The sequence below is a fragment of the Oceanicella sp. SM1341 genome, from assembly GCF_003448965.1.
Taxonomy (GTDB): Bacteria; Pseudomonadota; Alphaproteobacteria; order Rhodobacterales; family Rhodobacteraceae; genus Paroceanicella.
Window position 1 is genome coordinate 81,063 of sequence record NZ_QRGC01000005.1, and the last position, 12,448, is coordinate 93,510.

Genomic DNA, 12,448 nt, shown 5'->3' on the forward strand with positions numbered 1-12,448 from the left:
CCCTTCCCCGAGAGGAGCCGACATGAGCACCGCCCCGAGCGAGAGAGCGTTCATCCCGGTGAGGATCGCCGTCCTCACCGTCTCCGACACCCGCAGCCTGGCCGACGACCGCTCCGGCGACACGCTGGCCGCGCGCATCGCCGAGGCGGGCCACCACCTCGCCGCCCGCGACATCTGCCCGGACGAGCGCGCCACCATATCCGGCCGGCTGCGTGCCTGGATCGCCGACCCGGAGGTGGACGTGGTGCTCACCACCGGCGGCACCGGCCTCACCGGCCGCGACGTGACCGTGGAGGCCCACCGCGATGTCTACGAGAAGGAGATCGACGCCTTCGGCACCGTGTTCACCATCGTCTCGATGGAGAAGATCGGCACTTCGGCGGTGCAGAGCCGCGCCTGCGCGGGCGTTGCGGGCGGAACCTATCTCTTCGCGCTGCCCGGCTCGCCCGGCGCCTGCCGCGACGCCTGGGACGGCATCCTGAAGGCGCAGTTCGACTACCGTCACCGCCCGTGCAATTTCGTCGAGATCATGCCGCGGCTCGACGAGCACCAGCGCCGCAAATGACCGACCGGCCCGACGACCCCGAGGCCTGCGCCTTCACCCCGTTGGGCGACTGGTCGTCTCCCGGCCTTCGCCGCGGCGCGGCGGTGCTGATCGAGGACCCTGCCGGCCGCCTGCTGCTTCAGCTGCGCGACGACATCGACACGGTGGCCGCGCGCGGCCAGTGGTGCCTGTTCGGCGGCGGGGTGGAGCCGGGCGAGACCCTGCGCGAGGCGGCCCTGCGCGAACTCGAGGAGGAAACCGGCCTCGCGCCCTCGCCGGAGCGGCTGGCGCCCTTCTGCCGCGCGGTCTCCACCTCGCCGGCGCGCACCCGGCTCTACGTCTACCGCCTGCGTCTCGCGGTCGACCCCGCGCGCATCCGGCTCGGCGAGGGCGCGGGCTTCGCCCTGCTCACCCCCGCGCAGCTGCGCCGCTACGAGATCGTGCCCTTCCAGCGCCCGATCATCGAGCAGCACCTCGCCGGGAAGGCCTGAGCGGCGGAGACAGCCGGCGCTGACCCGGGCGCCAGCCAGAGCGGCAGCGCGCCGGATCCCCGGGCGCGTCACGCAGACGGCAGCACGGGATGGGCCCCGAGGCTTGCCGCCCCGGGCCGGAAGGCGATGGCCCATTCCGCCCGTCCGGCACCGCAACCGGTCCCCCCGGCAAGGCGACAGGCTTGCGGCGGGCCTGCACGGCAACGGCGCCTGCCCGCCGGCCCTCTCCCCGGCACTGCCCCCGGCGAACTACAGATGAGTGTCGCGAACACCGCCCTCCGGAGCGGAGAGCGGAGAGCGGAGAGCGGAGAGCGGAGAGCGGAGAGCGGAGAGCGGAGAGCGGAGAGCGGAGAGCGGAGAGCGGAGAGCGGAGAGCGGAGAGCGGAGAGCGCGCCTGCCCTGCCCCCGCCCGGCGCGCAACTCCCCTTTCACACCGCGTTTCCCAAGGCTTCCGCCAGGCGCGAAGGGCCGCGCCCGACCCTGGGTGGGCGCATCGACACGCGTGGTCGGCGGTTTATCCCCAAAGCCCCGGACTCGGGCTGCGCGGCGCGCCACATCGCCATCGCGCCCTCCCGGGGGGAGGGTCGGGCGCGGCCCGGGAGGGTCGCCCGGGCGAAGGGGAAACGCTGCAGGCACGGCGCTGCATCGCCGTACGGCAGACGGTGGCGCCGCCCCACGGGTGCCGCGAGGGGCGAAGGCCCCCCCGGGGCCTGCGCCACGCCCGGCGAGCTGCGGGGGCGCAAGCCCCCTCGGCGAGCCGGGCGTTCCTGCCTCGCGGACCGCTACCTCGGGGCCGGGCAGCCGTGGATCTCCACCGCCCGGCCGCCGCCGATCAGCGTGACACGCAGGCTGGAGCGATCCAGCGCAAGCGGGCCGGCACCGAGGTAGTCGATCGCGGCGCGTGCCGACACCGTGTGACCGCCCTCGAGCTGCGGATCCGCAGGCTCGATCCAGAGGTCCTCGACCGGGCTCTCCATCATCACCACCTGCGGCGCGGCGCTCAGCGCATGGTCGAAGCGCACCCGGGCATCGATGTCGAAGCCGTCGCCCTGCGGCACCAGCGTGCAGCTCACCTCCGTGACCCCGGCCTGGTCCGGGCTCTCGGGCAGGCGCTGCAGCCAGTCGCGGATCACTCCGGCCGAGGGCGCGGCCGGCGCGCCGGGGCTCATCTCGCCCAGGGCCAGCGCCTCGGCCGGCACGCAGATATCCGCGCACACGCCGTATTCCATCTCCACCGCGACATGCAGCGGTGCGGAGGGGTCGCGCGGCACCAGCTTCACCGGCAGCACCAGCCGGTCGTGGTAGCCCAGGGTCTGCATGCCGTAGGAATCGATCACCTCCGGCACCGGCCAGAAGAACTCCACCCGCTCGAGATTGCGCGAGCCCGACCAGTCGAAGCTCGGCGGTATGCCCGCCTCGCCCGGGGCGCGCCAGTAGGTCTTCCAGCCGGGGGCGAGGCTCACGGCGATCGCGACCATGCGCGCGCCGTCGCGCTCCGCCCAGCCGTCGATCAGCGCAACCTCGGAGGGCGGCGCGGATTGCGCGGCGGCGGGCAGCGTGGCGCCGGCTCCGGCGAGGGCGGCTAGGGCCGCGGCGAGGGCGATCTGGCGTGTCATCGCCATTCTCATGCCGGGTTGCGCGGGGCGCGTCCAGCCCGCCGTGGGCAACGCCCGGTCACTTTCCGGAGATGCCGCGCGAGCGCCATGGCGCCCCGCCCGCCCCCGTCACCCGCCGGCCCGGCCGCCGCCGCCCCCCGCGAATGCCGCGCGCGTGACTTGACCTGCCCCCCGCCTGACCGCATTTCATAGGCATGGGCGAAACCGAAACCACAGATTTCCTGAACGGAAAGGTGCTGATCGCGATGCCGGGCATCGGAGATCCGCGCTTCGAGCGCTCCGTCATCTTCATCTGCTCGCACAGCGATGAGGGCGCGCTGGGGCTCATCGTGAACCGTCCGGCGCCGGGCATCGGCTTCGGCGACCTGCTGGGCCAGCTCGACATCGAGGAGGGCAGCGGCGCGCGCCAGCTGCGCATAATGCTCGGCGGCCCGGTGGAGCGCAGTCGGGGCTTCGTGCTCCACTCGGACGATTACGTGCTCGCCGAGGCCACCCTCCCCGTCGCCGACGGCATCGGCATGACCGCGAGCATAGACATCCTGCGCGCCCTCGCCAGCGGCGAGGGGCCGGAGCACGCCATGCTGGCCCTGGGCTATTCCGGCTGGGGCCCCGGCCAGCTCGAGGAGGAGATCCGCGCCAACGGCTGGATCACCGGCGAGGTGGACGACGGGCTGATCTTCGGCGAGGACGATGCCGGCAAATGGTCCGCCGCCCTGCTGCGCCTCGGGGTCGATGCCAGCATGCTCTCGCGCGACGGCGGCATGGCCTGACGCAGGCGGCCCGGCGGAGCGGCGCGAACCAGGCGCGTGGCTTCCCGACCGCGGCGCGAGCCCGGCCTCCCGCCCCGTCCCTCCCCCCGTGATGCGCGCCCCGAATGATGCGGGATCGGCCCCGCCCCCCCCCCCGCGAGCCGACCCTTCCGCGCGGCGCCGCACGCTGCGAGTCCGGCCACGGTCAGGGAAAGGGGAGCGGTTGCAGCTGCGAAGGCCCGGCCATCGCCGGCCAGCGGGCGGTTCGCCCCCCTCCGGCGGACCAGCCGCATGGCGCGCCCCTCGGGCCCGGAACACGGGCGAACACTCCGTGGCACCGCGGGCCGAGGCGCGCGTGCGGCCCGGTTTCCGGGCAGCACGACCCAGCCCCGCGCGTCGGGCCCGCCCCGCTGCACCGCCCCGCTGCACCGCCCCGCTGCACCGACGTGCCGAGCCGACGCCCCGGGCATCCGAGCCCCGGTCTGGCCGCCCGCGCCGTGGGCGCGCCCCGTTCAGTCGGCCGAGAGGAAGAGCGGTCGCGGCTCCAGCACGATGACGGTCGGCTCGCGCGGCAGGTCGGCGAGGCTCACCTCGACCTCGCTCGTACCCGGCCGGCGGATCTCGAAACCGTCGGGCATGCCGGCGAGGAACCGCTCCAGGTTGCCCGGCCCGAACCAGTGCATCGGCAGCACCACCCGCGCCTTCACCCGGTCGAGCACCCGGATCATCGAGGCCAGGTCCATGGTGTAGCCGCCGTCGACCGGCGCCATCACCACGTCGAGCCGCCCCATCATCGCGTATTGCGCCGGCGAGGGCTCGTGGTGCAGGTGGCCCAGATGGCCGATGCACAGGCCCGCCACCTCGAAGACGAAGATCGAGTTCGCATCGGGCTCGCGCCCCGAATAGGAGCGGATGTCGGTGGTCACGTTGCGGATGATCGTGTCCTCGATCTCGAGGTAGTGCTCGGCCGGCATGTCCGCGGTATCGCCCCAGCCGCGCAGCACATGCGCGATCGCAGGGTCCGGGCTGGAGGTGAAATGCGAGGAATGCGCCTTGTTCATCGTCACCACGTCCGGCACCACGCCCGAGAGCGAATAGCCGGTGTAATCGGTGACGATGCGCAGGCCGGCCTCGGTCTCTAGCAGGAAGCTCGCATGACCGAGAAAGTGCAGCCGCACCCTGTCCGGCGTCAGCGGATCGGCGAAGGCGGCGGGCACCGGCGCGGTGCCCGGGGGCCTCACCATCCCGGCGAACTGCACCCCCGGCACGTTCTGCGCCAGGGCCACGCAATGGCTGGGCGCCCAGGGCTCGGCCCGGGCGGGCGCAAGGAAAGACAGGCAGAGGAGGGTCGCGGCACCGGCCGCAAAGGCACAGGACATCAGGCGGATCATCGCAATCTCCGTCATCGGGTCTGCGCTCCAGCCTAGCCTGCACCCGGCCCCGGACGAATTCACCAAAGGGTGATCGCTGCACCGCGGCAGGGCCACGGGGCCTCGCGCCGGCCCACCCCGCGCGGCCCCGACCGCCCGGGCGGAACGGCGGCGGACCGCCCCGCGCGCGAGCCGGAGCCCCCACCGGGGCCGCAGCGGACGGCGGGGTGCGGCGCCCTGCCCGCGCTCCGCTCAGGCGCCGTAGGCGAGGCCGATCCCGGCGAGGCTCACCGGGACATCGCGCAGCGGCGGGCCGGCCGCCTGCGTCGGCGTGGCGGTGGCGCTCTGCCAGTCCTCGCCCGCCTCGAGCAGCACGCCGCCCTGCGGCCGCCCGCCCCGGTGCAGCCGCAGGTCGAGCCGCTGCACGGGAAACAGCCCGGCGCAGGGCCCGCTCAGCGATGCGCCCAGCGGCAGCACCAGGCTGCCCAGCAGCGCCTCGCCGAACCGGGCCAGCGGCACGCGCTCCACCTCGCCGCTCGGCCGCTGCAGGCCGAGGGCCACCTCCTCCACCGGGCCGGAAAGAGCGATCTCGAGCTGAACCGCCTCCCAGGTGCCGGGCAGGCGCCGGTCGCTCAGCGCGCGGCGCACCCGCAGCCCGATCCCCCCGACCGCGGTCTCGGCCAGCAGCGGGCAACTGCGCTCCAGCCGCCGGTGCAGCGGCGCGGGGTCGAGCGCGAAGCCGTGCCGCGCCAGCTCGGCCAGCATCATGTCGAGATCGGCCGCCAGCACCGAGGGCAGCGTCAGCGCCCGCAGCGGCCAGGCCGGCCAGGGCATGTCCGTGCCGGTGGCCGCCGCGGCGGCGAAGAGCCGGTGTGCCTCCACCGCGGCGCCGCCGCAGCCCACGCGCAGCTCTCCCGGCCCGAGGGCGAGCTCGGTGGCACGGGTGAGCGGCTCGAGCGCCACCAGCTCGGCGGCGGATTCGAGCGCCCGGCGCGCCGTGGCCGGCACGTCGCCCGCCGCCTCGTCGAGCCGCGCCGCGGCCGACCAGGGCCCCACCGGCTGCCTGTGCCACATCCGCGTCAGCACCGGGTGGCGGATCGACAGGGCCAGCACGTTGCGCAGCGCCGTCTCCGAGGCCGCGGTGAGCACCAGCGGCCCCGGCGCCTCCACCACGCTGCCGCCCTGCCGCCGCACCGAGGCGAGCACCGCCGAGAGCATACCCGCGCTGCCGCCGGGAATGTCGCGCACCGTGGCCGGCAGGCGCGGCAGCACCAGCCGCCAGTAGGGGGCCTCCGGCTCCATCCGCAGGGTCGAGACACCGGCGGCGCGCGCCTCGCCCTCGATGTGCACCATCATGCCCTGCCGGGCCACCGTGCTCTCGAGCACCGAGAGCACCCGGTCGAGTTCGGCGCCACCGAGCTCGTGCGGCAGGTCGACCGCCACGCAGTCCTCCGCCGCGAGCGGCCGGATCAGCACGAGGGAGAAGCCCGCCTCCGCCGCGGCGGCCACCTCCCAGGGCAGGCGCCGGCGCATGCCCTCGCCCCGCACCGTGAGCACCGTGCGCGCGCGCCCCATAATGGGCCGGAAGCCGGACCAGGCGCCGCCGCCCTCGTGGCGCAACCCCAGAACGGTGCCGACCGGCACGCCCGGAAAGCGCGGGTCGGGCCATCGGCGGACCATCTCCTCGGGGTCGCCGCTCTCGATGCCGGGCAGGCTCTCGGCGTCCATCGCCCGGCGCAAGGGGTTCTCGAACACCGGCAGCAGGTGGCCGCGCCCCAGCCCCAGCCCCAGCGCCAGCGCATCGCCCAGCCGCAGGCACATGGCCGCCTGCTCGTCCACCGGGGTCTCGAGGTAATCCATCGGGCAGACCGCGGGCAGCGACGAGCGCCACACCGGCGAGCCGCCCGGGCCCAGCCGCGCGTCGAGCGCCCAGCCGGTGCCGGTGGAGCGCAGCAGCGCGCCGGGCAGCACGTCGGCCCGCAGCGCCTCCAGCAGCGCGCCGGGCGCCACCGCCGAGACCCGCAGTTCCTCCGCGATGGAGATGATCGGGCGCACGCCCTCGGGCGAGCCGCCGCCCGGCTCCTCCGCCCCATCCGTCCACTGCGCCCGAAAATCCTGCGTCATCCGCGCAGTCTAGCGCGGCGGCACCAGCGCGCAACGACCTCGAGCACCGCCGGGCGCCCACCCACGGCACGCCTTAAGAAGCATTGCGCAGCGGCCCGGGAAACGTATTCTGCGCCGGAGAATTCCCGCAGGAAAGGAACGAGACATGGAACTCAACGGCAGCCGCACCATCGCTGCGGACCGCGCGACCGTCTGGGCCGCGCTGAACGATCCGGATGTCCTGCGCGCCTGCATCCCCGGCTGCAGCGAGCTCACCGGCAGCCCCGACGAGGGCTTCGAGGCCACGGTCACCCAGAAGGTCGGCCCGGTGAAGGCGACCTTCAAGGGCGCGGTCACCCTGTCGGACATCGTCGAGGGCGAAAGCTACACCATCTCGGGCGAAGGCAAGGGCGGCGCCGCCGGTTTCGCCAAGGGCGCCGCGAAGGTCTCGCTGGCCGAGGTGCCGGAGGGCACCGAGCTCACCTATGTCGTCGATGCGAAGGTGGGCGGAAAGCTCGCCCAGCTCGGCTCGCGGCTGATCGACGGTTTCGCCAAAAAAATGGCCGACCAGTTCTTCGAGCGCTTCCAGACCGCCGTGGAGGGCCCCGCCGCGACCGGCGAGGCGCCGGCCGCGGACGCCTCCCCCGAGGAGAAGAAGAAGTCCTGGCTCGGCAAGCTGATGGGCTGAGCCGCCACGCTCCCGCTCCGCGCCCCGCGGGCGGGAGGTTTTGCCTGCATTTTACCTGAATCGCCGGCCGACAACCCCCGATTGATCACCGGCCATTAGGATTCGCTGCACATAGTCCCTCCCGATCGACAGTGCGGAGACAGGCTCCGCCATCTGAGTCTGAGCGGGAGAGCTGGGAATGCAGGTCAACAAGCTGGTGCGTGGTGCAACACTGGGAAGCGCGGTCTTGCAGGTCGTGCTGTGCGGGCTCGCGCTGCGGGAACTGGCCGGGGCACCGGAGGAGGGCAGTTCCGACCTCGCGGGAGGGTTCCTGCTCGCGGCCCTGGGTCTCGCGGTGCTCCTTGTCGCCGGGCAGGTGCTCGGCGGGCGCGGCGGTGAGGCCTCGCTGGCCGAGGCTCTGCGCAGCCGCCTCGGGCTCGCCCCCGGCACCGGGCCGGACACCCTGCTCGCCCGGCTGGACGCGGCCCGCGAGAAGAGCCGCACCGCGGAAGACGTCGTCCATTCGCTCGACCGGGCGACCACGATGGTGATGCTCGCCGACAAGGACTACCAGATCCGCTACTTCAACGGCTCGCTGCGCGACATGTTCCGCAAGCACGAGGATTCGATCCGCAAGGACCTGCCCAACTTCGACATCGAGAAGCTCGTCGGCTGCAACATCGACATCTTCCACAAGCAGCCCGCCGCCACCCGCGCCCTGCTCGACAATCTCAAGGGCACGCATATCGCGCGGCTGCGCCTCGGCGGGCGGCACCTGCGCCTCGCGGTTCATGCCGTGCATGACGCGAAGGGCAATCGTACCGGCACCATGGTGGAATGGCGCGACGACACGGAGGAGCGCCGGGTGCAGGAAGAGCTGGAGCAGGTGATCGCCCGCGCCTCCGGCGGCAGCTTCGCCGGCCGCGTCGACACCCGGATCGAGAACGGTCCGCTGCGGCGCATGGCGGAATCGGTGAACAAGCTCATCGATGCGGTCGACCACGGGCTCTCCGAGGCGCTCACCGTCATCGACGGGATGGCCAACGGCAATCTCACCCTCAAGATGACCGGCGCATACTCCGGCGAATTCGGGCGGCTGCAGACCAATCTCAACGGGCTCGGCGCCCGGCTGAGCGAGCTCGTCGCCATGATCCGCGACACGAGCAACACGATGCAGGACACGCTCTCGGCCATCGTGGCCGACGCGGCCGACCTCTCCAGCCGGGCCGAACAGCAGGCCAGTGCCCTCGAGGAAACCGCCGCCACCATGGAAGAGATGTCCGCCACGGTGCGCTCCAACGCCACCAACGCGAAGGAGGCCGACGGCCTGGCCAATGCCTCCTCGCAGTCGGTTCAGCAGGCCGGCGAGGTGGTGAAGGAAACCGTCGCCGCGATCGAGCGCATCGAGGTCAGCTCCGGCCGCATCGCCGAAATCATCTCGGTGATCGACTCGATCGCCTTCCAGACCAACCTGCTCGCCCTCAACGCCGCCGTGGAGGCAGCCCGGGCGGGCGATGCCGGTCGCGGCTTCGCCGTGGTGGCCTCCGAGGTGCGCACCCTGGCCCAGCGCTCCTCCGAATCGGCGAGCGACATCAAGAACCTGATCCAGGCCGGTGAAGCGAATGTCGCCGACGGCGTGATGCTGGTGCGCCAGACCGGCGAAGTGCTCGACACCATCCTCAGGTCCGTCACCGCCCTCTCCGGCAAGGTCTCCGAGATCGCCGGCGCCAACATCGAGCAGTCCGCCGGGGTGGACGAGATCACCTCCAACGTGAGCCATCTCGACCAGATCACCCAGGAGAACTCGGCCCTCGCCTCGAAGAGTGCCTCCGCCGCCCAAGAAGCCATGAGCCGGGCCGAGAAACTCGGCGAACTGATCGCCTTCTTCAAGGCCGGAGACGCCGCCTTCGCTTCCGGCAGGCACGCGGCCTGAGCCGGAAACCGGCCCGACGCCCCGGCGGCTCCCGGCGCCAGCCGTGAGCCCGGCGCCGGCCCCGCCCGGGGGCTGTGTCCGCGCACCCGGCGCCCTGTCCCCCGACGCCCCGCGGCAATCCGAAGCGCCGTCCCGGAATGCAAGCGGAGCGGGGGCCCTCCGGCACCCCGCTCCGCGTGTCACCTTCAGGGTCTGTCGGACCTCATTCGAGCCCGGCGAGCACCTCGTCCGAGAACTCCGCGTTCGCGGTCACGTTCTGCACGTCGTCGTCATCCTCGAGCGTGTCGAGCAGCTTGAGCAGCTTCTGAGCGCCCTCGGCGTCGAGCTCGGTCGTGGTCTGCGGCTTCCACACCAGCCGGGTGGACTCGGCCTCGCCCAGCGCGCTCTCCAGCGCGGTGGAGACATCGTTGAGATCCTCCATCGCACACCAGATCACGTGGTTCTCCTCCGAGCTTTCCACGTCCTCGGCGCCGGCCTCGATCGCGGCCTCCATCACCGAGTCCTCGTCGCCCACCGCGGCGGGGTAGACGATCTGCCCCTTGCGGTCGAACATGAAGCTCACCGCCCCGGTCTCGGCCAGGTTGCCGCCGAGCTTGGAGAAATAGGAGCGCACGTTCGAGGCGGTGCGGTTGCGGTTGTCGGTCATCGCCTCGACGATGACGGCCACGCCGCCCGGCCCGTAGCCCTCGTAACGGATCTCGTCGTAGTTCTCCGCGTCACCGCCCATGGATTTCTTGATCGCGCGGTCGATCACGTCCTTGGGCACCGAGTTGGACTTGGCCTCCTTCACCGCCAGGCGAAGGCGCGGGTTCTTGTCCGGATCCGGGTCGCCCATCTTGGCCGCGACGGTGATTTCCTTCGCGAGCTTCGAGAACAGCTTCGAACGGGCGGCGTCCTGCCGGCCCTTGCGATGCTGGATATTGGCCCATTTGGAATGTCCGGCCATCACGTGCCTCTTGTCGAATGAATTTCGGATGTCTGGCGGCGCTTATATGCGAGAGGCCGAGCACGGTTCAAGCGCGGCTTTGCCCGGGCCCACGCCGAAGGGGGCCGCGCCCGGAGGGACCGCAAGGTCCCGACGCGCCCGCCGAGGCGGAGGGGGCCTGCCCCCTCCTCCGAGGCGGGCGCCCCCCGCCAGGTGTCACAGCGGCCAGAACAGCGGGATGAGCAGGCTCGCCACGATGCCCAGCAGCAGGTTCATCGGCACGCCGATGCGCATGAAATCGGTGAAGCGATAGCCGCCCGGCCCGTAGACCAGCGTGTTGGTCTGGTAGCCGATCGGGGTGGCGAAACAGCAGGAGGCCGCCAGCATCACCGCCACCACCAGCGGCGTGGGGTCCACGTCCAGCACCTTCGCGAGGTTGAGCATCACCGGTGTCATCACCACCGCCACTGCGTTGTTGGAGATCATCTCGGTGAGGATCGAGGTGAACATGAACACCACCGCCACCAGCAACCAGTGCGGCAGCATGTCGAGCCCGGGCGCGATGGCCCCCACCACGAGGTTGATCGCCCCGGAGCTCTCCAGCGCCGCACCCACCGCGAGCATGGCGAAGATCAGCGCCAGCAGCCGCCCCTCAACGAAGTCGAAGGCCTCGTCGGCATCGATGCAGCGGGTGAGCAGCACGATGGCCACGCCGATCATCGAGGCGGCGAAGATCGGGATGACCTCGAAGGCCGAGAGCACCACCACCGCGCCGAGCACCGCCAGCACGATGGGCGCATGGCCGCGGCGGTAGGGCCGCTCGGTGGGCTGGGCGATGTCCACGAGGTCGACATCCTGTGCGAGGCGCTGGATGTCCTCCGGCGCGCCCTCGAGCAGCAGCGTGTCGCCCACGCGCACCACCACGTCGTCGAGCTGCCGGCCGATGCCGCCGATGTTCTGGTTGCGCCGGTGCACGGCCAGCGGGTAGACGCCGTAGCGCCGCCGCAGCCGAAGCCGGCCCAGGGCGCGCCCCACCAGCCGGCAGCCCGGCGAGATCAGCGCCTCCACCGTCACGGTCTTGCGCGAGGAGAGCTTGTCCACCGTGTGCACGGCGCGGCTGTTCTTCAGCCCCAGCAGCTCGTCCACCCCGGTGCGCAGCACCACCCGGTCGCCCTCGGCCAGCACCACGTCGGGGAACTGGCGGCGCAGGGATTCGTCGCCGCGCAGCACGTCGATCACCCGCATGCCGTCGCGCTGGAAGATGTCGACCTCGAACACCTTGCGCCCGGCGATGGGGCTCTCCTCCGGGATCGCCACCTCGGTGAAGAACTTCAGGCTCTTCTTCTCGCTCAGGAAACCGCCCACGGTGCCGCGGTCCGGCAGCAGGCGCGGCGCGGCGACGGTCATGTAGGCCACGCCGGCCACGGCGAGGATCACCGCCAGAGGCGTGATCGAGAACAGGCTGAACCCCTCCAGCCCCTGCGAGCGCACGATGCCGTCCACCAGCAGGTTGGTCGAGGTGCCGATCAGCGTGCACATGCCGCCCAGGATGGTGGTGTAGGAAAGCGGGATCAGCAGCTTGGAGGGCGCGAGCCCCAGCGTGCCGGCCAGCCGCACGGTGACGGGGATCATCATCACCACCACCGGCGTGTTGTTCATGAAGGCCGAGGCCACGAGGATGAACAGCGCGAAGATCGCGATCACCCCGGTGGCGTTGCGCCCGGCCTGGGCCGAGATCACCCCGGTGAAATAGCTCAGGGCCCCGGTGCGCACCAGCGCGCCGGAGAGGATGAACATGGCCGCGATGGTCCAGGGGGCGGCGTTGGAGAACACGCCCAGCGCGTCACCCGTGCTCAGCACCCCGGAGGCAAGCAATACGGCGGCCCCGCCGATCGCCACCACCTCGGTCGGGTAGCGCTCGCTCACGAAGAGAGCGAACATTCCCACCACAACCGCAAGGGAGAGGATCGCGGGCCAGAGTTCGGCAAACGGCACTTCGGTCAATTGGGTCTCCGGTCCGGTTTTGCGAGATGATGATCGGGTGCGCTGC

Annotated in this window: 10 protein-coding genes; 5 read left to right on the forward strand and 5 right to left on the reverse strand. The window is 72.1% G+C overall.

The annotated features are described in order from the left end of the window. The first annotated feature begins 22 nt into the window (after positions 1–22). Both moaB and D3P35_RS06905 read left to right on the forward strand, forming a co-directional pair. Complete coding sequence (moaB, locus tag D3P35_RS06900; RefSeq protein WP_118133868.1) at positions 23–565, forward strand: molybdenum cofactor biosynthesis protein B; 543 nt, start codon at positions 23–25, stop codon at positions 563–565. After that, positions 562–1,035, forward strand: coding sequence for an NUDIX domain-containing protein (locus D3P35_RS06905; RefSeq protein ID WP_118133870.1), 474 nt, complete (start codon positions 562–564; stop codon positions 1,033–1,035). The genes moaB and D3P35_RS06905 overlap by 4 nt, the downstream gene beginning before the upstream one ends. Positions 1,036–1,817: 782 nt before the next feature. Here D3P35_RS06905 and D3P35_RS06915 read toward each other — a convergent pair. Next, positions 1,818–2,651, reverse strand: a complete 834-nt coding sequence (locus D3P35_RS06915; protein ID WP_157982057.1) for a protein-disulfide reductase DsbD domain-containing protein — start codon at positions 2,649–2,651, stop codon at positions 1,818–1,820. Between the two features lie 194 nt (positions 2,652–2,845). On the opposite strand from D3P35_RS06915, the gene D3P35_RS06920 reads away from it, so the two are divergent. Continuing rightward, positions 2,846–3,421, forward strand: coding sequence for a YqgE/AlgH family protein (locus D3P35_RS06920; protein WP_118133874.1), 576 nt, complete (start codon positions 2,846–2,848; stop codon positions 3,419–3,421). 491 nt (positions 3,422–3,912) lie between these two features. On the opposite strand, the gene D3P35_RS06925 is transcribed toward D3P35_RS06920, so the two are convergent. After that, complete coding sequence (locus D3P35_RS06925) at positions 3,913–4,806, reverse strand: MBL fold metallo-hydrolase (protein ID WP_232830411.1); 894 nt, start codon at positions 4,804–4,806, stop codon at positions 3,913–3,915. A gap of 216 nt (positions 4,807–5,022) precedes the next feature. Beyond that, a complete protein-coding gene (locus D3P35_RS06930; RefSeq protein WP_157982058.1) occupies positions 5,023–6,894 on the reverse strand; it encodes a hypothetical protein in 1,872 nt (623 codons plus the stop codon). A gap of 145 nt (positions 6,895–7,039) precedes the next feature. Between D3P35_RS06930 and D3P35_RS06935 the strand changes: the two genes are divergently transcribed. Beyond that, a complete protein-coding gene (locus D3P35_RS06935; RefSeq protein WP_118133878.1) occupies positions 7,040–7,561 on the forward strand; it encodes a CoxG family protein in 522 nt (173 codons plus the stop codon). 178 nt (positions 7,562–7,739) lie between these two features. Further along, on the forward strand, positions 7,740–9,473 hold the full coding sequence (locus tag D3P35_RS06940; protein WP_118133880.1) for a methyl-accepting chemotaxis protein: 1,734 nt from the start codon (positions 7,740–7,742) through the stop codon (positions 9,471–9,473). Between the two features lie 202 nt (positions 9,474–9,675). On the opposite strand, the gene D3P35_RS06945 is transcribed toward D3P35_RS06940, so the two are convergent. Beyond that, positions 9,676–10,419, reverse strand: a complete 744-nt coding sequence (locus D3P35_RS06945; protein WP_118133882.1) for a YebC/PmpR family DNA-binding transcriptional regulator — start codon at positions 10,417–10,419, stop codon at positions 9,676–9,678. 195 nt (positions 10,420–10,614) lie between these two features. Further along, positions 10,615–12,402: an SLC13 family permease gene (locus D3P35_RS06950; RefSeq protein WP_370030457.1), complete on the reverse strand. Its 1,788-nt coding sequence runs from the start codon at positions 12,400–12,402 to the stop codon at positions 10,615–10,617. Between the last annotated feature and the right edge of the window lie 46 nt (positions 12,403–12,448).

Excerpts from the sequence above, each read along its gene's own strand:
- D3P35_RS06905 (WP_118133870.1), top strand. The coding sequence starts at position 562 with ATGACCGACCGGCCCGACGACCCCGAGGCCTGCGCCTTCACCCCGTTG.
- D3P35_RS06915 (WP_157982057.1), bottom strand. The coding sequence starts at position 2,651 with ATGACACGCCAGATCGCCCTCGCCGCGGCCCTAGCCGCCCTCGCCGGA.
- D3P35_RS06925 (WP_232830411.1), bottom strand. The coding sequence starts at position 4,806 with ATGACGGAGATTGCGATGATCCGCCTGATGTCCTGTGCCTTTGCGGCC.
- D3P35_RS06940 (WP_118133880.1), top strand. The coding sequence starts at position 7,740 with ATGCAGGTCAACAAGCTGGTGCGTGGTGCAACACTGGGAAGCGCGGTC.
- D3P35_RS06920 (WP_118133874.1), top strand. The coding sequence starts at position 2,846 with ATGGGCGAAACCGAAACCACAGATTTCCTGAACGGAAAGGTGCTGATC.
- D3P35_RS06945 (WP_118133882.1), bottom strand. The coding sequence starts at position 10,419 with ATGGCCGGACATTCCAAATGGGCCAATATCCAGCATCGCAAGGGCCGG.
- D3P35_RS06935 (WP_118133878.1), top strand. The coding sequence starts at position 7,040 with ATGGAACTCAACGGCAGCCGCACCATCGCTGCGGACCGCGCGACCGTC.
- D3P35_RS06930 (WP_157982058.1), bottom strand. The coding sequence starts at position 6,894 with ATGACGCAGGATTTTCGGGCGCAGTGGACGGATGGGGCGGAGGAGCCG.
- moaB (WP_118133868.1), top strand. The coding sequence starts at position 23 with ATGAGCACCGCCCCGAGCGAGAGAGCGTTCATCCCGGTGAGGATCGCC.